This is a genomic window from Flavobacterium sp. UGB4466, from assembly GCF_903469665.1.
In the GTDB taxonomy this organism is placed as follows: Bacteria; Bacteroidota; Bacteroidia; order Flavobacteriales; family Flavobacteriaceae; genus Flavobacterium; species Flavobacterium lipolyticum.
The window spans coordinates 1-24,281 of the sequence record NZ_CAGKLC010000027.1 but is presented as its reverse complement, the minus strand read 5'-3'; the positions used below and the strand labels follow the sequence as shown (position 1 = coordinate 24,281).

At 37.4% G+C, this 24,281-nt stretch carries 16 protein-coding genes; 10 read left to right on the top strand and 6 right to left on the bottom strand.

Features of this window, described 5'->3' with window-relative positions:
- Nucleotides 1-12: 12 nt before the first annotated feature.
- The 7 genes from JO950_RS09440 (at nt 13) to JO950_RS09405 (ending at nt 11,495) form a co-directional block, all read left to right on the top strand.
- A complete protein-coding gene (locus tag JO950_RS09440; protein ID WP_202702410.1) occupies nt 13-4,056 on the top strand; it encodes a two-component regulator propeller domain-containing protein in 4,044 nt (1,347 codons plus the stop codon).
- Between the two features lie 253 nt (nt 4,057-4,309).
- Complete coding sequence (locus JO950_RS09435; protein WP_237732324.1) at nt 4,310-5,440, top strand: DUF4861 family protein; 1,131 nt, start codon at nt 4,310-4,312, stop codon at nt 5,438-5,440.
- Nucleotides 5,441-5,663: 223 nt separating this feature from the next.
- Nucleotides 5,664-6,458: a gluconate 5-dehydrogenase gene (locus JO950_RS09430; RefSeq protein WP_202702409.1), complete on the top strand. Its 795-nt coding sequence runs from the start codon at nt 5,664-5,666 to the stop codon at nt 6,456-6,458.
- 46 nt (nt 6,459-6,504) lie between these two features.
- A complete protein-coding gene (gene nagB / locus JO950_RS09425) occupies nt 6,505-8,433 on the top strand; it encodes a glucosamine-6-phosphate deaminase (protein ID WP_202702408.1) in 1,929 nt (642 codons plus the stop codon).
- A gap of 787 nt (nt 8,434-9,220) precedes the next feature.
- On the top strand, nt 9,221-10,099 hold the full coding sequence (locus JO950_RS09415; protein ID WP_202702406.1) for an AraC family transcriptional regulator: 879 nt from the start codon (nt 9,221-9,223) through the stop codon (nt 10,097-10,099).
- A 71-nt stretch (nt 10,100-10,170) separates the two neighbouring features.
- Nucleotides 10,171-10,998 (top strand): SDR family oxidoreductase, encoded by an 828-nt coding sequence (locus JO950_RS09410; RefSeq protein ID WP_202702405.1) that lies wholly within the window; start codon nt 10,171-10,173, stop codon nt 10,996-10,998.
- Between the two features lie 116 nt (nt 10,999-11,114).
- On the top strand, nt 11,115-11,495 hold the full coding sequence (locus tag JO950_RS09405) for a DUF5367 family protein (protein WP_202702404.1): 381 nt from the start codon (nt 11,115-11,117) through the stop codon (nt 11,493-11,495).
- Between the two features lie 329 nt (nt 11,496-11,824).
- Here JO950_RS09405 and JO950_RS09400 read toward each other — a convergent pair whose 3' ends face one another.
- The 3 genes from JO950_RS09400 to JO950_RS09390 are packed head-to-tail and all read right to left on the bottom strand — an operon-like array spanning nt 11,825 to nt 13,947.
- Nucleotides 11,825-13,096, bottom strand: a complete 1,272-nt coding sequence (locus tag JO950_RS09400; protein WP_202702403.1) for an MFS transporter — start codon at nt 13,094-13,096, stop codon at nt 11,825-11,827.
- Between the two features lie 20 nt (nt 13,097-13,116).
- A complete protein-coding gene (locus tag JO950_RS09395; protein WP_202702402.1) occupies nt 13,117-13,344 on the bottom strand; it encodes a hypothetical protein in 228 nt (75 codons plus the stop codon).
- A gap of 6 nt (nt 13,345-13,350) precedes the next feature.
- On the bottom strand, nt 13,351-13,947 hold the full coding sequence (locus JO950_RS09390; RefSeq protein ID WP_202702401.1) for a TetR/AcrR family transcriptional regulator: 597 nt from the start codon (nt 13,945-13,947) through the stop codon (nt 13,351-13,353).
- Between the two features lie 613 nt (nt 13,948-14,560).
- Between JO950_RS09390 and JO950_RS09385 the strand changes: the two genes are divergently transcribed.
- Nucleotides 14,561-15,802 carry a hypothetical protein gene (locus JO950_RS09385; protein WP_202702400.1) on the top strand — a complete coding sequence of 414 codons (1,242 nt, stop codon included), beginning with the start codon at nt 14,561-14,563 and terminating at the stop codon, nt 15,800-15,802.
- Nucleotides 15,793-16,827: a hypothetical protein gene (locus tag JO950_RS09380; protein WP_202702399.1), complete on the top strand. Its 1,035-nt coding sequence runs from the start codon at nt 15,793-15,795 to the stop codon at nt 16,825-16,827. Before JO950_RS09385 ends, JO950_RS09380 begins: the two co-directional genes overlap by 10 nt.
- A gap of 589 nt (nt 16,828-17,416) precedes the next feature.
- Here JO950_RS09380 and JO950_RS09375 read toward each other — a convergent pair.
- Nucleotides 17,417-18,871, bottom strand: a complete 1,455-nt coding sequence (locus tag JO950_RS09375; RefSeq protein WP_202702398.1) for a glycosyltransferase family 2 protein — start codon at nt 18,869-18,871, stop codon at nt 17,417-17,419.
- A 641-nt stretch (nt 18,872-19,512) separates the two neighbouring features.
- On the opposite strand from JO950_RS09375, the gene JO950_RS09370 reads away from it, so the two are divergent.
- Nucleotides 19,513-20,520 carry a virulence RhuM family protein gene (locus JO950_RS09370; protein WP_202702397.1) on the top strand — a complete coding sequence of 336 codons (1,008 nt, stop codon included), beginning with the start codon at nt 19,513-19,515 and terminating at the stop codon, nt 20,518-20,520.
- A gap of 173 nt (nt 20,521-20,693) precedes the next feature.
- Here JO950_RS09370 and JO950_RS09365 read toward each other — a convergent pair whose 3' ends face one another.
- Entirely contained in the window at nt 20,694-22,844 is a 2,151-nt protein-coding gene (locus tag JO950_RS09365) for a peptidase domain-containing ABC transporter (RefSeq protein ID WP_202702396.1), read from the bottom strand.
- A gap of 1 nt (nt 22,845) precedes the next feature.
- The gene (locus tag JO950_RS09360; RefSeq protein ID WP_202702395.1) at nt 22,846-23,988 is read right to left on the bottom strand and encodes an HlyD family secretion protein; all 1,143 of its coding nucleotides are present in this window, start codon (nt 23,986-23,988) and stop codon (nt 22,846-22,848) included.
- Between the last annotated feature and the right edge of the window lie 293 nt (nt 23,989-24,281).

The following is a 24,281-nucleotide window of genomic DNA, read 5'->3' as shown; positions in this document are numbered from 1 at the left end:
ATTGAAACTTTCATGAAGAAAACGATTGCCCTAGCTGTGCTTTTCTATCTTATACTTTTTGCCGTTAAAAGTCAGGCTCAGGTACAGGATCGATACTTCCGTACGATTTCGGTTGATAAAGGCTTGTCGCAAAGTTCCGTTTTTGCTATTGAACAAGATACGTTGGGTTTTATCTGGATAGGAACTCAGGACGGACTAAATCGTTATGACAGTAAAGGTTTTAAAGTGTATCGTCCCGTAAGGAATGTCAAAAACAGTTTGCAATCGTACTACATCCGAAGCTTGTTTACCGATCATAAAGGACAATTATGGGTGGGCGGTAATCAGGGAATTAGCGTTTACAATTACAATACCGACAGCTTTACCAATTACAAGCTTCCGCGAACTATTGGCGAATGGTACATCTCGTCGATCATAGAAGACCCTGCACACAGAATTTGGGCCACCTCAATTACCGGAGAAGTTTTTGTGCTGAACCCTGAAGAACAGAATTTTTCATCCATCCGATTTAATGCTTCTTCGCACGAAATCAAAAAAATTGCCTACATCGGTCTTTGGCAAAAACAAATAATTCTGGGAACCGATGTTGGTCTGTTTAAACTAAATCCCAATTCGCATCAGCTGACAAAAATTAACTTAGGAGTCAAAAAACCTTATATCAACGCTGTTTATGCTGATACTAAACAGTTGTGGGTCGCGACAGAAGGCGAAGGTGTCATTCGTTACAATGCCGCAAATGGTCAGGTTACATCTCTGCTCCACTCGACCGGCGCAAACAGTATTGTCGATAACAATATCAGATGTGTTGGAAAAGATACCGAAGGAAATATCTGGTTCGGCACTTTTAAAGGGCTTACTGTTCTTAATCCTAAAACCAACGTTTTCAGCAACTATTACCATCAAATAGCACAGCCTTACACCATCAGTCAAAACTCTGTTCGTTGTTTCTTTAAAGACAAGCAAAACGGAATCTGGCTGGGAACGTATTACGGAGGTCTAAATTATTACCACAAAAGCGATATTAAGTTCAATTTGTTAAGTCAAAACTCCGGAAACCCCTCTTTGAATGATGAGGTTATTGGCGCAATCAAACAGGATGCAAAAGGCAATTTCTGGATTGGAAGTAATGACAAAGGCGTGAATTACTGGAACAAAAATGCCAATACCATCAGTTATTTTTCGAACAGTGAGAACAACCCAAACAGCTTAAGTTCCAACAATATCAAAGCCATCGAATTTGATGCTAACGGAAATGTATTAATTGGTACCCACAACGGCGGGTTGAATCTACTCAACCCCAATACCGGTTTAGCACAGCGTTTTCGCCATGACGAAAACAATCCCAACTCGATCGCAGGCGATTTGGTTTACAGCTTATTAAAAGACTCTAAGGGGCGTATCTGGGTAGGTACACGATCGGGATTGGACCAGTTTCATCCCGAAACAAAATCGTTTACACACCTTCATTTAGACAAAGCCGGAAAACGTCTGGCATCTGATGATATTACTTTTCTTTTTGAAGACAGCAAACACCGAATCTGGATTGGAACCACTAATGGCGTCACCCTTTTTTATCCGGACACTAATCTGTTTGCCACTATCGGTCACGGCAAATTAAGCGACGATATTGTAAACTGTGTAACCGAGGATTCAAAACACCGAATCTGGATTGGCACCCGCGAAGGATTACGTTTGTATGATGAAACGCAGGAATCTTTCAAAACGATTAAAGCGCGAAAAGATTTCGTCAAAGAAACCATTTACGGTATTATTCCGGACGATGAAGGAAGTTTGTGGATTTCAACCAACAGCGGCTTAATCAAATTTAATCCGGACAAAGGTTCTGTGCAGACTTTTGACGAAAGTGACGGTTTACAAAACAAGCAGTTCAACGATTATGCCTTTTGTAAAGCCAAAGACGGTATGCTGCTTTTTGGCGGGATCAAAGGGCTTTCCTATTTCTATCCCGCTCTGATAAAACAGCAGCCGCTTCCTTTAAAATTAAATTTTACCGCTTTAGAAGTATTGAACAAAACGGTTGTCGCCGGTGACGATACCGACATACTTGAAGGACATATTGACCAAACCGGCGAATTAGAAATTGGACCTGAATACAAACAGTTCAGCATCTTCTTTAATACGTTTAATTATATTTCTTCCAATCGAACTTATTATTATTACAAACTGGAAGGAATCGACAAAGACTGGCAGCGAACAGATGAGCTTAAAGTAAGTTACAGCAACTTACCCGCAGGAAACTACAACTTCCAGATCAAAGCCATTGGACCAAACGGAGAAATGAGTGCTGTTCGAAATTTAAAAATTGTTATACTTTCACCCTGGTATAAAACCATCTGGTTTTCATTGTTATTGCTCGCCATCATTGGTACCGCAGCCTATATTGGTTTTAAAATTATAAAAGAAAGAATAAAAGCCGTTCAGCAATTAAAATTGGAACGAATCGATAAAGAACGCGTAAACTACATCAATCAGGTTAAAATGGATTTCTTTACCAATGTTTCTCATGAATTAAGAACACCACTAACCCTGATCTTAGCACCTTTGGAAGAACTTTTAAAAATGCCTTTTGCCGATAAAGTTTCCAAAAAGAAACATGAACTCATGTTTATCAATGCCAAAAGACTGTATAATTTGGTCGATCAGCTTTTTGAATTCCGAAAAACCGAAATGGGTACGCGACAATTAAAAATAGGCAAAGGTGATATTGTGAACTTTACTCAAGAGATTTTTGAGTCTTTTAAACCGCTTTCAGAGAAAAACAGCATTCACTATACCTATCATTCTGAAGAGCCGCAATTGTCATTTTATTTTGACAAAGATGCTATGGAAAAAATCCTTTTCAACCTTTTATCCAATGCTTTTAAATATACTAAAACCGGCCAAAGTATTGCTGTCACACTATTACAGAAAAAGGATACGGTACAAATAAAAGTCACTGACACGGGGGTCGGAATTAGTGCGGAAGATTTATCCAAGGTTTTCGACCGTTTTTATCAGGTAAACAATCGCGAAATGAATTTGGGTTCGGGTGTTGGTTTGGCCTTTACCAAACGTCTGGTCGAATTGCATCACGGTGAAATTACTGCCGAAAGTAAAATGCAGGAAGGAAGCAGTTTTACGGTCACTATTCCGATTTCAGATGCTGTTTATAAAAACGATCAGCATGTGGAGGAATCTGCTTATGACCTCGCAATCCTGTCCGACAACGACCTTGAAAATGAAGACGCTTTACTGCCGGAAGAAAATGAAATCATCGAAAAAAATCAACCGGTTAAGCTTCTTATCGTCGACGACAACAAAGAGATTTTAGATTATCTGCAGGACTATTTCAGTAAAATATACGAGGTCACCGTAGCTCATAACGGACAAATGGCATTGGAACTTCTGGAAATTCAGCCTTATGACCTGATCATTAGCGACGTGATGATGCCCGAACTGGATGGTTTACACTTTTGCAAACGCGTCAAACAAAACATTAACACCTCGCACATTCCGTTAATGCTTTTAACGGCAAGAACCGAAACCAGCCAGCAGATAAAAGGACTCGAAATGGGTGCCGATGATTATATTACCAAACCGTTTTCGACACCTTTACTCGCCGCAAAAATCACCAATCTGTTGCGCTCCCGAAAAAGACTGAAAGAATATTATGCGGTTGGAAAAGAAATGGTTCCGGAAAATATTGCTTTTAATACGCTGGATGAGGAGTTTCTAAAACAGGCCATTCGTATTGTTGAAGATCATTTAGCCAATTCTGAATTTTCAGTGGACCAGTTTAGCCGGGAAATTGGCATGAGCCGATCGAATCTGTATTTAAAATTAAAAGCCATTACCGGAGAATCGGCTATGGATTTTATCAAACGAATCCGATTTAAAAAAGCGGTCGAATTGATGCAGAGCAAACGCTATACGATTGCACAAATCACTTATATGTGCGGATTCAACTCGCCTTCTTATTTTTCTACCGCCTTTAAGCAGCATTATGGCTGTATGCCCAGTGAATATTTAGCAAAAATCGACGATACACAAGAATAATTTAAACGACACAAACTACCATACCATGCAAAAAAAACTTTATAAAATTCTGATACTATTGCGTTAGACATCAGCTAAAATAAGGCCTTAAAAAGCCTTAGCTCATTCCGAATTTCAGTTTTGAAAATCAGAATCCTATCCAGATGAAACAGTCATTTTGGAACAGGAAGGCTCGAACTATGCCTTTACGGAACTGTTTTTCTGAAAAAAATGCCAATCCCAAATCAACGTTTAAAAATTAAAATACCCCTTTATGAAAATAATAAAACTCCTTCTTATACTGACTTTTATTTTGCCGGTCACTACAATTGCACAAACAAAAGCAACAATAATCCTTCACAATAGTTCGGCTCTGGATCGCAAAGAAACGGTTGTAACCATCCCCTGGAAATCGGTACTTTCCTCCTGTCCGCAAATTGACACCGCAAACTTTGTCGTATTGAATACCCTCACCAAAAAGCAAATTCCGTATCAGTTAGAACATCGCGGGAATGCTGCCGTTCAAAATTTATTGGTCCAAATTGATTTAAAAGCAAAAGCCTCTCTGAATCTTTCCGTTCAAAAAGGAAAACCGGAAGCCTTTGCTGTCAAAACCTATGCCCGTTATGTACCGGAACGTCTGGACGATTTTGCCTGGGAAAATGATAAAATTGCCTTCCGTGCCTATGGAAAGGCTCTTGAAAAAACTGAAGGTGATGCGTACGGTTATGATGTCTGGGTAAAACGAACCGATAAACTCGTCCTAAACGATCGCTACAAACGCAACGACTATCATATCGACCATGGCGACGGATTGGATTATTATCACGTAGGACACACTTTAGGTGCAGGAAATATGGCTCCGTACGTAAAAGATACCATCCGATATTCGGGCAATTACCACCAATGGAAAATTTTAGACAATGGACCTCTCCGTACCACTTTTCAACTGACATATGACCTCTGGAATGCCGGTGGAATACCCGTTAAAGCCACTAAAATTATTTCTATAGATGCCGGTTCACAGCTCAACCGAATAGAGAACACGTATACATTCGAAGATAAAAACCCTTTACCGGTTGTAGTTGGAATTATCAAACGAGCGAAAGCCGGAGTTCTTTCTTTAAACGAAAAACAAGGTATTATGGGGTATTGGGAACCTACTTTTGATAAAGAAGGTACTACCGGAGTAGCATCAATCTTAACGACACCCGCAAATGCCATGTGGGTAACCAAAGAACAATTACTTACCCAAACCACTGTCAAAAGCAACGAACCTCTTGTCTACTATACTGGCGCAGCCTGGGACAAGGCCGGAAAAATTACTTCGGCCAGACAATGGTTCAGTTACCTCGATCATTTTAATGAAGAGCTTAAAAATCCATTAACGGTCAATGTAAAATAGTCATAAAAACAACTTTACCTACATTTTTTAACGCATAGAAACAGGATTTATGTGACGTATCAAAAACGTTTCACCCGGAATAAAAGACAAAGAACTATGAGATAGAAATGGGGGTTCTCTTTAGTATCCTTTTACTTTCAAAAAATCGATGTTTCTATGTGGTTAAATAAACGACCCAGACGATAACAAATTAAAATTACTAATCACCAAAAACAAACAAAAAATGTCAATTAACTTATTTGATTTAACGGGAAAAACAGCACTCATTACAGGAGGAGTTCATGGTCTAGGAATGGCAATGGCCAAAGGGCTGGGACATGCAGGAGCAAAAATTGTAGTAAACGATCATTCTTCGCAAGAAGCTGTTGATCATGCAATCGCTGAATACAAATCAGAAGGAATTGAGGCTTTCGGATACCTGTTTGATGTAACAGATGAAGCTGCTGTAATTGCCGCTATCAGCAAAATAGAGGCTGAAGTGGGACCAATCGATATTTTAATCAATAATGCCGGAATTATCAAAAGAACTCCCATTATAGAAATGGAAGTTGCCGATTTTGAAGCGGTAGTAAAAGTAGATCTGACCGGCCCTTTTATTGTTTCAAAAAATGTGGCAAAAGGCATGATCACACGCGGAGGAGGAAAAATCATCAACATGTGTTCAATGATGAGCGAGCTGGGAAGAGACTCTGTAAGCGCTTATGCTGCTGCAAAAGGCGGACTTAAAATGCTGACCAAAAATATGGCCACCGAATGGGCTAAATTTAACATTCAGACCAACGGAATTGGGCCGGGTTATTTTGCCACTAGCCAAACTGCACCTATCAGAGTAAACGGGCATCCGTTTAATGAATTTATTATGGGAAGAACTCCCGCAGGACGTTGGGGAGATCCGGACGATTTACAGGGAGCCGCCATCTTTTTAAGCTCAAAAGCAAGTGATTTTGTAAACGGTCATATTGTGTATGTTGACGGCGGAATATTGGCAACCATAGGAAAACCTTCAAACGAAGACTAATACTTTTTCTTTGGATACTATCTTAAAAGGTCAAAACTAAACTAAAATGATAAAAAGTAACATCGATAAAGCAACGGGTTTCGAAAAACGATTCGAAAACATCAATACGGTTGTTTTCGAAAATTCAACGGAAGCCTCTAAAGCAGTCGCTCAGCAAATTGCGGCACTTATTCAATCCAAACAAAAAAACAACGAATCTTGTGTATTAGGCTTGGCAACCGGCTCTTCTCCAAAAGGATTGTATACCGAACTGGTCCGTTTGCACAAAGAAGATGGGTTAAGTTTCAAAAACGTAATTACTTTCAATCTCGACGAATACTATCCGATGGAACCGGATTCGGTTAACAGTTATGTTCGATTTATGAAAGAATTGTTGCTGGATCAAATAGACATCTTACCTGAAAACTACCACATTCCCAACGGAAAACTATCCAAAGAAGAAATCGCGGATTACTGCCACGAATATGAAGCTAAAATTGAAGCTTTGGGCGGAATCGATCTGCAAATTCTTGGAATCGGCGGAAACGGTCATATTGGATTTAACGAATCGGGATCGCTACAAAACTCCAAAACACGTCTGGTAGCACTGGATCACATTACCAGAGTAGCAGCCAGCGGAGACTTTTCCGGATTAAGTAATACCCCCCGAACCGCCATTACACTTGGAGTCAAAAAAATAATGGAAGCCAAACAGGTTATTTTAATGGCCTGGGGAGAAGGAAAATCTACTATCATTAAAAAATCGGTTGAAGGAGAAGTGACCAATCAAATTCCCGCTTCGTTTTTACAGGAACACAACCAGGTTGTTTTTGTACTGGACAAAGAAGCATCCTCAAAACTAACGCGTATCAACAGACCCTGGCTGGTTGAAAAAATCATCTGGACCGATAAACTGATTCGAAAAGCGGTTTTAGGACTGGCACTCGAATTAAAGAAACCAATTTTGATGCTTACCGATGCCGACTATATTGAAAACGGAATGAGCGATTTACTGGCCGATTCAGGTCCGGCATACGACATTAACATCAGGATTTTTAATAAACTTCAAAATACAATCACGGGTTGGCCGGGAGGTAAACCAAATGCTGACGACACCCATCGCCCGGAAAGAGCAGAACCAGTCCGAAAAAAAGTATTGCTTTTTAGTCCACATCCTGATGATGATATTATCAGTATGGGGGGAACTTTTATGCGTTTACAGGAACAGGGACACGAGGTACATGTGGCCTATCAAACCTCCGGAAATATTGCCGTTGCCGATGATGAAGCCTTGAGATTTGCCAAATTTGTCTGTGATTACAATGACAAATTTAAAATTCAAAGTATCGAAGCTGAAACCATCTGCAAAAAAGCGGAACACTTTTTAAAAAACAAAAAAGCCAGTGAAATTGATATTCCGGAAGTTCGCTATTTAAAAGGACTGATCCGAAAAGGAGAAGCACGCGCCACCAGTCAATTTGTAGGTTTACCGGAAGAACAGATTCATTTTATGGAACTTCCTTTTTACGAAACCGGAGCGATTGAAAAAAAACCTTTGGGCTGTGAGGATATCCAACTGACTATTGATTTAATCGAAAAAATCAAACCGCATCAAATCTATGCGGCAGGAGATTTAGCCGATCCGCACGGAACGCATAAAGTATGCCTGGATGCGATCTTTGAAGCTGTAAAAACACTAAAGCCAAAACCTTTTATGAACGATTGCTGGGTGTGGCTCTACCGGGGTGCCTGGCAGGAATGGGGAATCGATGAGGTCGAAATGGCCGTACCCATGAGTCCTGATCAAGTACTCGCAAAACGCCACGGAATTTTCAAACATCAGTCGCAAAAAGACGGTGTTGTTTTTCAGGGTACCGATGCCAGAGAATTTTGGCAAAGAGCCGAAGACCGAAATAGCGAAACAGCTCAATTGTACAATCAGTTAGGTTTGTCACGTTATGCCGCAATGGAAGCTTTTGTGCGCTGGGAATTTTAGCTTACTAATTCAATTATATCTTTATTTTGTTTAAAAGTGGGTCGGTTGCAAGATCGACTACTTAAAAAGGAGCCTTCTCAAATTATTTTTTGGGAAGGTTTTTTTGTTTTAAAATTCAGGCAATGTTTTGGAATGTGTAGATTGGCGTTTTTAATATGCGCCATTCCTCCGGAATTCAATTGTTATGATAATTTTTTATTCAACGGATTAAAATCCGTTGCTACAAAATTGGTCGAGCCGAGGGCTCTCTCCCAATAGTTCCGAAGAACCGTCTATGTCGTAACAACAGATGTTAATCGTTCAAAAAAAACAAACACATCACCAAAATCCCATAAAGTTCCGAAGGAACGCTCCATATTGTAACAACGGATTTTAATCCATCGAAAATAAAAAGTACCCATCATCAAAATTCCGCAAAGTTCCGCAAAGTTCCGAAGGAACGACTCATATTGTAACAACGGATTTTAATCCGTTGAACAAAATGATATTACACGATTTTGAATTCCGTAGGAATGGCACATATTATATCCATTAGCATAGGTCATTCCTACGGAATTCAAACGTTCGAAACCAATTTATTATTTGGATGGATTAAAATCCATCCCTACAAAATTGGCCGAGCCAAAGGCTCTCGCCCTAAAGTTCCGGAGGAACGACCGATATTGTAACAACGGATTTTAATCCGTTGAATAAAATGATACCACGGCATTTGAATTCCGTAGGAATGGCACATATTAAAAATAATTGTAACTTTTCAGACAATTTCGAGTCAAATCCTTAAAAACCAATGACAACAGACATTATAGAATTAAATGATTTTATTGTTTTAATCGAACAATCGAACACCTCCAAGACTTTCATACAGCAATGTGAAATCGACGGAGATGCTGTTGGCTTTGCCTTTTATGGCTCCGGAAATGTTGAACTGGAAATCAAACACAACAATCAGACTAAATACCTGACCAATACAACCGGACTCGCCATTTGTTTTTTTGGCAATCAAAAGGTCGGGTTCTCTCATAAAATAGAACCAGATAAACCACTACAGTCCATCAGCATCTTCACCAAACCAAAACATTTACATTCCCTGCCTCAGGCCGAGAAAGAAATTTTTGAAAATTATCTTCCGGAATTATTAAATCCGCAGGAACATTTTGTTCAGGGGCCTTCCTTTTATATGACTTTGGAGATGCAGGTAGCGGTTCAAAAGATTTTCAATACCACCTACACCGGCAATACGAGATTACTGTTTTTAAGAAGTCAGGTCAACGAACTTTTGGCTCACTTCTATGCGTTGCTCGCAACAGGTACCAAAATTGATCTTTCGGAAATTGATAAAAACAAACTTTTCAAAGCAAAAGAAATTGTAACCAACAGCTATTCAAAACCGCCATCAATCACACAATTATCGCAAATGGTAGGTTTGAACAGTAACAAACTCAAAAAGAATTTTAAAGAACTTTTTGGCATTCCTGTTTTCAAATTCGTTCAGGAAGAAAGACTGCACAAAGCTTACGAACTGTTGCGTGACAACGAAAAAACAGTTCAGGAATCGGCCTGGGAGGTGGGTTATGACAGTCTGAGTTCGTTTTCGAATGCCTTTCATAAAAAATTTGGTAGGCGCCCAAATGAAGTTCGGCAGCAATTCTTTTCAAACAAATCATAATTCTTTTACGACAAATGAATCTGTTTTAATTGAAACACCTTTGTATCAGTAATCCTTTAAAAAATACTGATATGAAAAATACAAAAATTTTAGTTCTGGGTTCCAATGGAAAAACAGGACGCAGAGTAGCCGAAAGATTAGAACAAATTGAAGGTATTGAAGTTCGTTTGGGTTCCCGAAATGAAAAACTACCTTTCGATTGGGAAAAACCGGAAACCTGGCCAACTGTTCTTCAGGACATCGATACGGTATATATTACTTTTCAACCAGACTTAGCCATTCCTTCAGCGGTAGAAACTATTCAGAATTTTACTGGTCTTGCCACAAAATTGGGTGTACAAAAAATGGTTTTACTTTCGGGAAGAGGAGAAAAAGAAGCACAGCTTTGTGAGGAAATCGTTAAATCGGCTGCCAAAAACTGGACCATTATTCGTGCGAGCTGGTTCAATCAGAACTTTAGTGAAAGTTTCTTTTTAGATCCGATATTAGCCGGAATAGTCGCCTTACCAAGGGCAGAAGCACTGGAACCTTTTACCGATGCCGATGATATTGCAGATGTGGTTACGGTCGCTCTTTTAGAAGACAAACACAACGGACAAACGTATGAATTAACCGGTCCCAGATTACTGACGTTCCAACAAGCCGTAAATGAAATTGCCGAAGCCAGTGGTCGAAATATTACCTTTCAGGGACTATCGTTAGAACAATACAATCAGCTTTTGCAGGAATATCAGGTTCCGGAAGATCATATTTGGCTCATCAACTATCTTTTTGAACAGGTTTTGGATGGACGAAATTCCAGTATTACCTCAGATATAGAAAACATTCTGGGCAGAAAAGCAAAAGATTTTTCCGCCTACGCAAAAGAAACTGCCAAGACCAAAATCTGGAACTCTTAAAACTAATACCGATTGTATATTCAATATAGTCCAATTGCATTGTACTATTTTCATATTACATCGGCATTATATCGGAAAACATTGGACTAAAATATAAGTAAAATTGATATAAGATTATGAAATATAGCAGAGGAATATTTTCAGGATTTATAGTTTGGTTGTGCGTTAGTTTTTCTTTTTATCTTTTAGGTAATACTTCCCTTCTCAAAGATTATTTTCTAATACAAGCCGCAATCGTTATGGTATTTATTATTTTTTATGCCATCATTGGCGCAAAATTCTATTATCAGAAAAAATACAACACCAATGGTCTTACGCTTGGAATAGTAATGTCGGGAACAGCATTGTTTTTGGACGTTTTGATAACCGTTCCTTTTGTTGAAATTCCCGAAGGAAGAAGTTATGAGAGCTTTTTCACCAGTCCCATTTTATGGGCACTGGCTGTTATAAACGCTTTTTCGGTGTATCTGTATTGGAAGAGAAAAATTAAAACTTAATCATCCACTTCCGGTTTAGCAGTGCAACAAAGAACAGATAGTATTGTTTCAAATACTTCCTTTTATTCGACACGGATAAAACGGGTGTACTTCGTGAAAACGCGAATGAAAACGGATTCTTCCTTATTTGAAAGATTTTTAATTTTAAAATCCGTTTTGATCAGTGTCTTCGCGATAGCGAATCCGTTAGATCAGCGTTGAATTAAGATTCAGAATTTTCATTGATCAGGTAGAAACTGCTTTTCGATTGTAATTCAATCTAAAATGGTTATACACAAAAAAGCTTGTCGTTAACAGACAAGCTTTCTTTTCATTTGAAATCTAAAAAATTAAACTTCTGCCATTTCCGGAACCGGATTAGGAGCAGCAGTATCTTTTGATTCCACCAATTTATTGACTCTCCAAATCAAAAATATTGTCGAAAGTGTAATTACCGCAATTACATATCCCAAAATATCATAGTTTTCGAGAGGTGATGTTTTTGTTTTCTGATGAACAATAAACCCGGCACAAACCGCGGCAATTCCACCTGCAATCTGCTGCAAAGAAGACGAAATCGACATATAAGCACCACGATCTTCCAATCCCGGAATAGCTGTATTTAATGTTGTGGCAGGGATCATTCGACTCATAATCCCCATAAACATAATCATCGTAAACACTACGATTTCCCAAAGAGGTACCGGACCAAGATTGGTGTAAATGATAATCATAATAACCGAAAGTATAGATCCGGCCGCAAACAGTTTAAACTTACTTACTTTATCACTCAACTTACCCACCAAAGGCATAATGAAAAGTACCGAAAGTCCGGTAAAGAAAAAGACCATTGGCAATTCGAGCTGACTGATGTGAATATTGTTGACTAAAAAGGCACTTCCAAAGGGCTGTAACATAAAACCTCCAACCGAGAGAAAAGCGATAGACATAAAACCAACCTGATATTGTTTGTTGCTCAGGGTATGCCACAAATGTAAAAAAGGACTTTTGTCTGACTGCACTTCTAAATGTTTGGTGATCGGTTTCATCTGAGTGATAATAGCAATAAGAATCAATACCGCCAGAACTGCAATCATAATAAAAGCCGAATGCCATCCCCAGTGATTGGCAAAATACAAGCCTACCGGAATTCCTAAAATCTGACTGGAAGCAAATGCCATTTGAATAAATCCCATCACACGTCCGCGTTGGTGAATCACGAACAAATCCGTTACGATCGCCAGGGAAACAGATCCTATTACCCCTCCGAAAAGTCCGGTTACAATCCTTGCCAAAAGCAGCATTACATAACTGGTTGAAAGTGCGCAGAAAACGGTGCCTATAATAAATCCGATATAAAAGAAAATTAAAAGTTTCTTTCGGTCAAACTTATCTGCAAAACCTGCAGCGAGTAATCCTGAAGCTCCTGCACTAAAGGCGTAGGCAGAAACGGTAAAACCAAAATTTGCCGGTGTCATGTTCAGGGTTTTCATTAAAATATCTCCTAAGGGAGAAATAACCATAAAATCGAGTATCACGGTGAACTGCAAAAGTGCTAATATCGCAATAATGATTTTTTGGTGTGTCGAGAAAGCCGGGCTTTCTGTAGTGTTTTTTTTCATTCTTTAAAAAATGTATTAGTTTAGTCTAACTCTTGACATTCATGGCCAAAGGATGTGACCATATCAATAATAGTTTCAGGATGTAATGTTTCTGAAACAACTCTGAGAACGCAATCAACATCTTCGCAGTCAATGCTCCATTGCTGAATGTCTGTATGAGTGTCAAGTTTTTGACGGATGGGACAATTGGGGTCTTTGTCGCCAATGTTTGTTTTAAAAATATGTATTGTACTTAAATTTGTTTCCATAATTTTTCATGGTTTTAGTCCTTTTACAGTGGCCTGAAAGGCTTCTTTCATAATTTCCTTAGTAAGTGTAAAGGGTTTTCCTCCCATACTTTTACCTTCAGTATGTAAGTTCAATAAAGTGTACAAAGGCCCATAGGCAACACTCCAAAAAGCCTCAAATGTCATAGGAATCAGCTCGTTATTGCGTAAGCCGTTGTCTATAAACGTTTTCATAATCCTTCTAAAATCTGCAAACTCCTGAATAGAATCCAGAATGATCTCTGAATGAGGGGAATGTTTGACAATTTCAAAAAATGCAACTTCCTTGGGATACTTCATGGTAAAGTTGGCGCGGTTTTCCCACTGTTTCCATAAACCTTCCTCAAATGACATTTCAGGCGAAAAGTTCTTCACGGTGCTGGTAAAAAACTTCAGCGCGATAATGGCACCTATTTTTTGAATCAAATCATCTTTGTCTTTGTAATAGATGTAAAGCGTGCCAACAGAAATAGAACAGGCCTTCGCCAGCTTGTTCATACTAAAACCCTGAAATCCTTCCTGAACAATCTGATCAATTGCCATTTCGATTACTAATTTTTCTTTGTCGACATCTCTTGCTCTCATACTGATTATTTTAGCACAAATATAATACAATAAATGAATGAACATTCTTTTATTATTGTTTTTTTTGTAAAAAAAGAAAACAATTTAGAATCCTGCTTTATTATCACCTTTAAAAATAGTTTCTATTGGCATACAACCCTTTACCAACTTTGGAAACAACTCGCTACAAAAACATCTTTGCACTAGTCAATTTATTCGAATTTGGACGTAGAAGGCACGAGACAGTAATCACAAGCGCTTCATTTTTCTGCACAAAACTTAAAGACTTTTACACCAATTTAAAAGTCTTTAGATAAATTCATTCCTATCTTCGTTTTAAACAAAAATTCTAAAAAAGCACAATTTTTAAACTGTAGAACCCAAATTTCTTTCAGCCAAATTACTTTTTTATTGAGTATATTAGCCCCTTTTTAGATCATGTTATCCTGAGATAGCAGCAGATTACGAATCAAACAACCAATTATTACACAAACGATATCAGTAGCTACAAACTGCAAATGAAATACAAACAAGTTTTTTAATTTTGCCCGAAATTGCCTCAAAAACAACGCTTAAAAATTTATTTAAACAACATTATTTTTTTATATAACCCCAAATTTAACCTACTAACCCTATGAGAAAACCCATTTCTTATTTTTTACCATTTGTCTTTTTCGCAGGCATATTATTCGGATGCAGCGATGATGATTCAAAAGGTGACAGCTACAAAGCAAATTATTTACCTGCCATTGATGCGACAACTTTACCCAAAGAAAATCGACCAATGACCATGTTTGAAGACAGTGAAAGTTCTTCAAAAATGTATGACAACAAAGACCGTTTTTTTCGCATGAATCAGCTTATGCAAGTCATTCAAAAAGGGAAAGATTCTGTACAAGTTTCTCTTTATTCTCCAGTTGGACTTAAAGATGTAAAAGTGTATGCAAAATTACCGAACTATGACAAGCGTTTTTTGCTTTTTGAATTTACAACTATCCCTGCTTTTCACCGTTCTGCGCATCAAATTCCATTAGTAAACGGAACTCATGACTATCAGCTTGAAAATGGCAAGGCTGTTACCATTGATAAAATTGATGGTTTCTCTTCGGGAACAATCGAATTTTCGATAGAATCAACCGATCCTTTATTTGCTATGTTCAAAAGAATCAAGTCAAATCGACTCGTACAATTCAGCACCCAATATCACCTTAATAATCCTGCTGATGATCCTAACAAATTTTTACCCATGAATCCTGTTTTGGCTAAAGAAGCGATCGCTATGATTATTAACTACTCCTACGCTATAAGTCATCCTTTGTATTATGACACTTTTATGAATTTTGACCGTTATAAAAAAGAACAAGCAGCAGCGGCAGGAACAAATACTGTAAATGGTGCTTTAAACTGGCACGGAAATGCTGATGACAAAGATGGTGTTTACGATTATCTGACCAAAGCCCAAATCGAACAAGCCTATAATACTTATATCGACAGCCGAACTATGAATATGGCCATGGTAGGAGGTGGTTCTGCCTGGGGAGGAGGAGCTTTGTCTTCACAATGGGAATCCGGTTATGTGACTGGCCATTGGCAAGGTGAAATGTCGGTTTGGTCACATGAATACTCTCATCATTCGGGCTACAGCCATAGCAGTAATTTAGCCAACAGTGGTGAAGGTGGAGGTCAGCAGGAAATGCTTACTGATCTTTATAAGTATTTAATTTATCTCAATGACCTTCCTTTTACAGATCCTGATATATTAAAAGGATATACAAAAACGAGCTATCTAAGTAAATCTTATAAAAAACCTGTTTTCAAAATTGATCCTAAAAACCCATTTTTAGTAAAATATAAAGGAGAAGGAAAATGGAAATAACCTACAAAACTATCATGAACAAAATACCTTTTTTATTCCTCCTACTCTGTCTTTTTACAGCTTGTAGCGATGATTCTTCAAACGGCAGTGAACCAACAAAATACGATTATTACTTTCCAACGGAAGAAGCTTCCATCACAGCGGCTCAAATTGGAGCAGGAACAGGAACTTTAGATCCTAAAGGAATTACGGTTGCCAACAATAAACTATACGTTTGTAATGGTGACGTACTAGAAGTTTTTGATGCTGTTTCTATGGCTTACATCAAAACGATCTCGGCTTATACAAAAGGAGCGACTACGATTCCGTTTACCAAACTTACTTCAGTTTGTGTAGATAGCGGCCGTCTTTATGTCGGGAGTGTCGATTCCAGACTTTTTGTACTGGATGAGATTACAAATGCCGGAATCAATACCGTTGGAAACGGTCAGTGGTGGAATACTTTTGTGCACGTTTTTGGTGTTGTGGTTAAAGATGGTTTGATCTTCGTAAAAGAAAAACAAACTTCAATCAAAGTTTTTCAAACTACCCAAATTACCGATAGCAGTGATTGGAATCTAAAGCCCATTGCTAAATTAAACACTTTAAATGGTTGGGATGAGGTGTATGCTATGGATATAGATGCAGGCAATTTAGTAGTAGCCGGAAGAGATGCTAAAAGTTATTTGTATTACAACATTGAGTCTATTAAAACTAATGCTGCTGCCTCTTTAACTGAACCCATAAAACCCGTAACAGCAGTTTTTGCCGCCGCAGAGCCTATTGCCATAAGTTTTTCTAAAGACTGGACTATTACATCCGAAAATATAGGGAGTAATAACTACTTACGACTGTATCCAAAAGGAGAATTCAAGGATCGAATCTATACTCCAAGAATAAATGCTCTTGATATTATGGGACAAAATCCATTTGGAAGTATTGTTGGTGTAGCACAATTGAACGATCGTTTGTATTTATCTGATAATACCAACAAGAAAATCAGAGTTATAAAGCTTAATAAAGCAACAATTGCAGAGCAGCAATAATCGTTTACACTTTTAAAATATTTGAAACCTCTAAACTTAAAACTTTAGAGGTTTTTTTATTGAAACATGATCTGTTTTTCAGATTGCTTCTCTATCCTCCCATCCTACTGATCAGTAGATTTTCACCATCATTATATACGTTATTAATTCCGGCGATCTTTGCGTAAACCTTTGCGCTCTTAGCGGTTAAAAGCAACACAAGAATCATTCAGATTTGTTTCCCTATTCTCCCATCCTACTGATCAATAGATTTTCACCATCATTATATACGTTATTAATTCTGGCGATCTTTGCGTAAACCTTTGCGTTCTTTGCGGTTAAAAGCAACACAAGAATCATTCAGATTTGTTTCCCTATTCTCCCACCCTACTGATCAGTAGATTTTCACCATCATTATATACGTTATTAATTCCGGCGATCTTTGCGTAAACCTTTGCGTTCTTTGCGGTTAAAAACAACACAAAGATTTACGCATTCATTTTTTATCTCAATTCCTAATTCTTCTAAAAATAAAAAACTCCCACTCAGATGAGAAGGAGTCCTAAAAAAACAAATCAATTTCTATTTTTTTAATTACAATATTTTTTTTCTATGCCAATCCGCGGGTCAGCCAGCCTTTTTTATTGGCTGTAACAATAGCATACGGTGTAATCCAAAACAAACTGAAGGTATAAAAAACACTGTACGAATAAGCCCAAAGTGAATCAGCAAAATTATATCTTTTGGTGTAAAACAATACCGGAAAACTCGATACGATTAAAATCGCTAGAAGTGTAGAACTTAAAAATAATATCGGATGTACCGCGATGAAAAAGAACATAAAAAACATAAACGGATACGCCATAATCATTTTCATCGATTGACTCACAAATAAAAGACGTGCTCCGAATTTAGATTCACTTCTGAAATCGGTAAAAACGTACTTTGCCATTGCGATGTTCTCACGCACATTACTTCTGCTCCATCTGATAAACATTTTGTACAATCCCGTATATTCTTCCGGCACGTTGGTCAATACATAAGCATTTCTCTGAAACAACACATGCTGCCCTTGTCTCAAAATCATATTGGTCATGGCACGATCTTCACCAATATCTGAGGGCTGTCCCATAAAAGTTTGATTGATCCATTCGTCCAGACAAGCAAAAACCGAGGTTTTTCTGTAAGCTGCTGCTGCACCCGGAGTACAAAGCACAGACCCTAACTGACTTTCGGCAGAACGCATAAACTCAAAACTCATCACAAAACTTACATTCAGCATTTTAGGTAAAATTGCTTTTTTGTTGTTCAGTACATGAACATTTCCAGCTACTGCACCACATTTTTCATCTACTACAAACGGACTCACTAAGTTTCTTAAAGTATCTTTTTTTACGATTGAATCGCTGTCTACCGTAACGAAGATCTCTCCTGTCCCCAATTCGAATCCACGGTGTAAAGCATGACGTTTTCCTCTATTTTCAGGTTGTTGAAAAATCGTCAAACGATCTCCCAATTTTATTTTTGCCTGCTGCATCCAGTACCAGGTATCGTCTTTACTTCCGTCATCAACCGCTAATATTTGCATCTTTTGCTCCGGGAAATCACTCTCTGCCAAACTCATTAAAGTATCCCAAACCAATTTCCCTTCGTTATAGGCAGGAACAATCACAGTACAAGTTGGTAACATTTCATCCGAAACAGACTCAATTGGTTTATAAGTAAAATACAAGTATAAATTGTACAGAAAAACTCCGGCCTGAAACACAAACAATGCCCCTGCCAGTATCAGGAAAGGGAATCCCCAGCTTGAATTTATTCGCTCCAACTGAAACTGATCAAAGTCAGATTGCAGCTGATAAGCAGTATAAGCTCCAATAAACATAAGGATAAATGTACTTACCAATACAAACAACCCCGTCTTACTTTTGGTTCGTTCGCTTACTTTATTTGAAGTTGCATTGGCGTTACTAATACGAAAAATGGAACTGTTTAAGGCTTGTTGGTTATTAAGATCTGGATTTGAAGTATAAAACTGTTCTGATGTTAAGGTTTCACTTTTCATATGACATTACTTTTGATTGCTTTCTAATGGCTCTTATTTAATTCTTTCCCTCCAATACTACATTTTGATTAATGGAGAGAATTGTATACTAATGCCATTTTGCAAGCGTTATGCCATAATTATTCTTTTACTGATTTCTAATGAATTAGCGGTTTCGCGTCATTTTCAAGTGTGTAATTATTACACGTTTTCGTATACAGTATACAGTTTTTGTTGGGGTTTTGGGAGGTTTTAAGCTGAGGTTTTATGGCCTTGGAGCATGACGAAGTTTAGAAATAACGTTTTCTGGTGTTTATTATTGTAATCCTGAGCAAAGTCGAAGAATTTTTGAATTTGGGAATTTCTTTTTCTGGAGCTATTTCCTGCTATCCGCTAGTATCTTTTCCTTGCTAAAGGAGCAAGAAAAAAGGATACCGCTTCTATCAGGGCTAGAGAATACTTTTTTGCAAGAATTTACTCAACAAAACTAATGCGAAATTCATTCATAAAATAGACATCTATTGACATGCTTTACCATTTTATCTACTAATCTTAACTTTTTATTCAATACTTTAGCAACCAGATTATTTTTTTGCAGTAGCGCATCAACAGTCCGGAAGTAAAGAATATAGGAACGAATTTTATGAAAGAATAGTATAAATATGAACACGGGAGAAATACTTATGTATCAAAATCAGGAAGGTACTATTAAAATCGATGTACGACTTGAAGAAGAAACAGTTTGGTTAACTCAGGCACAAATTGCGTTGCTTTTTGGCAAAGGAAGATCTACTATTACGGAGCACATTATTAATGTTTTTAAAGAAGGCGAACTAGACGAAAAAGTGGTATGTCGGGATTTCCGACTAACCTCTTTACATGGAGCCATTGAGGGAAAAACACAAGAAAACAATGTTAAACATTACAATCTTGATGTCATAATTTCAGTAGGTTACAGAGTAAAATCGCTTCAGGGAACGCAATTTCGTATTTGGGCAACCCAAAGACTAAAAGAATACATTGTAAAAGGTTTCGCATTGAATGACGACCGATTTAAATCAGGTAATACCATGAATTACTTTAACGAATTGCAACAACGCATTCGTGAGATTCGAATATCTGAAAAATTCTTCTACCAAAAAATAAAAGACATTTATACCACAAGTATTGATTATGATGCCAAAGACGAAAAAACAATTTCATTTTTCAAAATGGTGCAAAATAAATTGCTGTGGGCAATTTCTCAAAATACTGCAGCTGAATTAGTCTACCGAAGAGTAGACGCTTCTTTACCATTATTAGGAATGCAGTCTTTTGATAAAAAAAATGATCAAACAGTTCAGAAAACAGATGTTAGCATCGCCAAAAATTACCTTACTGAAGATGAAATAAAACTTCTAGGCTTATTAGTAGAGCAATATTTAGCTTTTGCTGAGACCATGGCTCAACAGCAAACCCCCATGTACATGAAAGATTGGGCAGAACGTCTCGACAGTATTTTACAACTCAACGGAAGAGAGTTGTTGTCGCACGCCGGTAAAATTAGTCATCAAATGGCTCTGGATAAATCTACCCAGGAATTTGAAAAATTTAAAGAAAGTAGAAAATCACTAGAAATCGAACAAAGCCTGAAAGAAATTGAAGCCGATATTAAAAAATTGAAGAAATAACTGCATCAAAACAACTTAGAGAAAACATTAAGAAGCACTTAGTAACCATCCGCCTATATCTTTTCCTTGCTAAAGAAGCAAGAAAAAGGATACCGCTTCTATCAGGGCTAGGACAATAACACGTACAAGAAATTTTTATGGCACAAAATCAATCGTTCTAATTAAAAGCCCATCTAAACCAAATTTTGTTTACTCCAAAGATTATAATATTCCGATTCCTGATTTAACAATTCAAAATGATTTCCGGATTCGACGATCGCTCCGTTTTTCATAACCAATATGGTATCTGCGTTGGCAATTGTACTTAAGCGATGAGCAATAACAATGATTGTTTTTCCCTGAGTTTTAAAATTATCAATCACCTCTTTTACCATTTTTTCAGAGGCCGTATCTAATGATGCTGTGGCTTCATCCATCAACAAAATCTCAGGATTTTTGTAAAGAGCTCTGGCAATGGCAATTCTTTGTTTTTGACCACCCGACAACATAGCTCCATTTTCTCCAATTTGCGTTTCGAATCCGTTAGGCAATTTCTCAACGAATTGAGTTATTCCCAGTTGTTTCGACAAGTCTAAAATTCTTTGAATATTCGGAAACGAATCCCCTAAAGCAATATTCTCGATAATGTTTCCGGAAAATAAATTCAGCTGTTGCGGAATAACTCCTATCACTTTTCGCAAACTCTGGTAATGAACAAACTGTGAATCATATTCTCCGATATAAATCTTACCTTCTTTGATAGGATACAAATTTTGCAGCAATGAGATTAAAGTTGTTTTTCCACTGCCGCTTTCTCCTACTATGGCTGTTGTTTGATTCTTTTTGAAAACCGCATTAAAGTTTTTAAAAACTTCCAGACGGGATCCATATCTGAAAGAGACATTTTCAAACCTGATATCTCCTAAATGCTCCTTCTGCAATTCTATTTTATTTTCTGTTTCCTCTCTTTCCAGGTCCATAATTTCAAAGAGTCGGTCTGCTGCAATTAAGGCATTCTGTGCTGTTTTATTCATATTGATTAAAGAGGCAACCGGCGAAGTGAAATAACCAATCAGCGCATAAAAAGAGAAAAGTTCTCCCGGAGTAATAGCCCTGTCAATTACATAACCCGATCCGATCCACATTAAAACTATAGTAAAAGCCGAAGCTAAAAATTGGGTAGAAGTTCCTGCAAAGATTCCATTTAAACCGGATTTGTAGGTCGTAAATAATAGCTTCACGAATTTGTTTTCCGTTTTTAGATTAGAGAAATCTTCGATTCCAAATTCCTTTACAGTCCTGACATGGGTAATACTTTCGACCAATTGTGTTTGCAGTTCGGCAGCATTCTCCATGATAGTTCGTTCCACTTTTTTGTTGAATTTATTTAAAACAAAATAGATCACGGCATAGAACGGAATCACCAAAACAATTACCAACGCCAGTTTCCAATAATACGTAAACATTAATACAAATGAAAAAACAACAATAAAGAGGTTGACAATCATTTCAATGGCTACTTCGTTTATAAACGAGCGAATTTTTACCGCATCACTTATTCTTGAAGTAATTTCCCCTATCTGCATGGTATCAAAAAAACGCTGTGGCAAATGCAGTAAATGTTTATAGTACCCCAGAATTAATTTTGCGTCGATTAATTGTCCCGTTTTCATCACAAAAACGCTCTTTTTGGAGCCAATATAAGCTTGTAGTAAAATTATTGCTATCATAGAAAGGCTCAATAAATTAAGCAATTTTCTATTGCCATCTACCAAAACGTAGTCCGTTATTTTTTGGATGTAAACAGACATCGCCAGTCCCAAAACGGTGAACAAAATGGCTCCAACCAGAGCCTGAAGTAAGATCGTTTTATGAGGTTGAATTAAATCCCAGAATCTTTTTAGAGGCGCCGTTTTCTCGTTTACTGTTTTAAAATCATCATTTGGTGCAAAAAGAATCAATACTCCCGACCAGGTTTTCTGAAATTCTTCGAAGGTATAGTACTCCATTTTGCCTAAACCCGGATCCATGACCGTGATTTTAGATTTTTCTACCTTATAAATTACCACATAATGCTGTAACTGTTCTTTTATGACAATATGTGCAATTGCCGGAAGCGGAATTTTATCTAAGGCATCGAAACCGCCTTTGACGCCTTTGGCCGTAAAGCCCATTTTCTCAGCACCTTCAATGATACCTAAAACATTGGTGCCTCGTTTATCGGTATTAGCAAATTGGCGTATTCTCGCTATAGGCAGATTAACGTTGAAATGACTTCCAATAGAAGACAGACAAGCAGCACCACAATCTTTAACATCATGTTGTTTTATTTTTATTGAACTCATTTTATTTGCTATTTGTTATTTGTTTTGGGTTTAACCAATTGTCTATTTTGTCAAACAACAAATCAAACAAACTTCTTCGGGTAATTATATATCTTGCTGTTAAGGTCATTCCTTTAGAAATGTTGGCCTCGTAACCAGACTTAAGTTGTAAGGTTCTTGAATTTAAGGCGCATCGCACCTTAAAAAAAGCCAGATCGTTTTGCAGCGTGATATTACGATCAACATCAATCACTTTTCCTTCCAGCAACCCCCATTGGTTGTAGTTGAAGGCATCTAACTGAAATTTGACTTTCTGATTTCTCTTAATAAGACCAATATCATTGGGAGAAACATTGCATTCGACAATAAGATGATCTGCCGATGAAATGGCTGCAATAGATTGGGAAGCATTTATAAAAGAGCCTTTTTGAATGCCTGAATAGTTTTCGATTGTTCCGGAAACTGGAGCCAAAACAACATAATTATTTGATTCTGCATTTATCTTAGCGACAGCACCATTGAGGTTCTTTAAACGATCTTCTAAATCTCTCTTTTGATTTTCCCAGGTTAATTTTTGCTGGCTTACGAAACTTTGCAAGGCTTGTTTGGACAAACGTAATTCATACTCAAGTTTTTCAAAATCGGCCTTGGCAATAATTTCTTTATCATATAAAATTTTATTGCGGTCATAATTGATTTGTGCCTGCGAGATTTTACTTTGCAGTTCATTCTTCCCAGACTGAAATTTCAATAGATCCTCGCGCGCGGCAGTCGTCAATAAATGATTTGTTTTATTCTGCAAAAGGTCTGAAACATCTCTGAGCAGTGCTGAAACAGATTTTGATAAAGTATCCTGAGTTCTTTTATCACTCTCCAGATTTTCCTTGGCAATTTTTAAAAGAGTATCTCCTTTTTGTACAACTGCGTTATTCTTTAAATTGATCCAATTCACCCTTCCACTAACCATCGTTGCAACAGGTACATTATCCGTTCTACTGCGAACAATACCACGACTCTGACTGCTAATGTCAACTTTAATGACCGGCAAAAGCATTAAAAAAACAATAACCGCCAAAAGAATAATGAAATAGATTGAAAAGCTTTTGGTTTTGTTTTTAGCAATAAGATTTTCAAGGGTATTTATTGGGTCTGAACTGAAGTTCATGAGATATCAATGTATTACATACAGATTATTCTGTAAAAATTAGTCTAAAAAAGTAAGCTGTAAATTTTCAAAAAGGCAATAGAAATCCACTTCCCTTTTTTCAGAAAAGAGAAGTCTTTTGACCTCTATAAAAAAATGCGTGAAAAATTTAAGGTACAGAAAAGCCTCCCCGATAAATTTTCACTCTAAAATTGAGAGTGTTTTATCTTGTTACTATCATTCAAATTAGATTTTAAACATTGACTTACCTGCCAATAATGCAAAGTGATAATGGTCAAAGTTATGAATGGAGG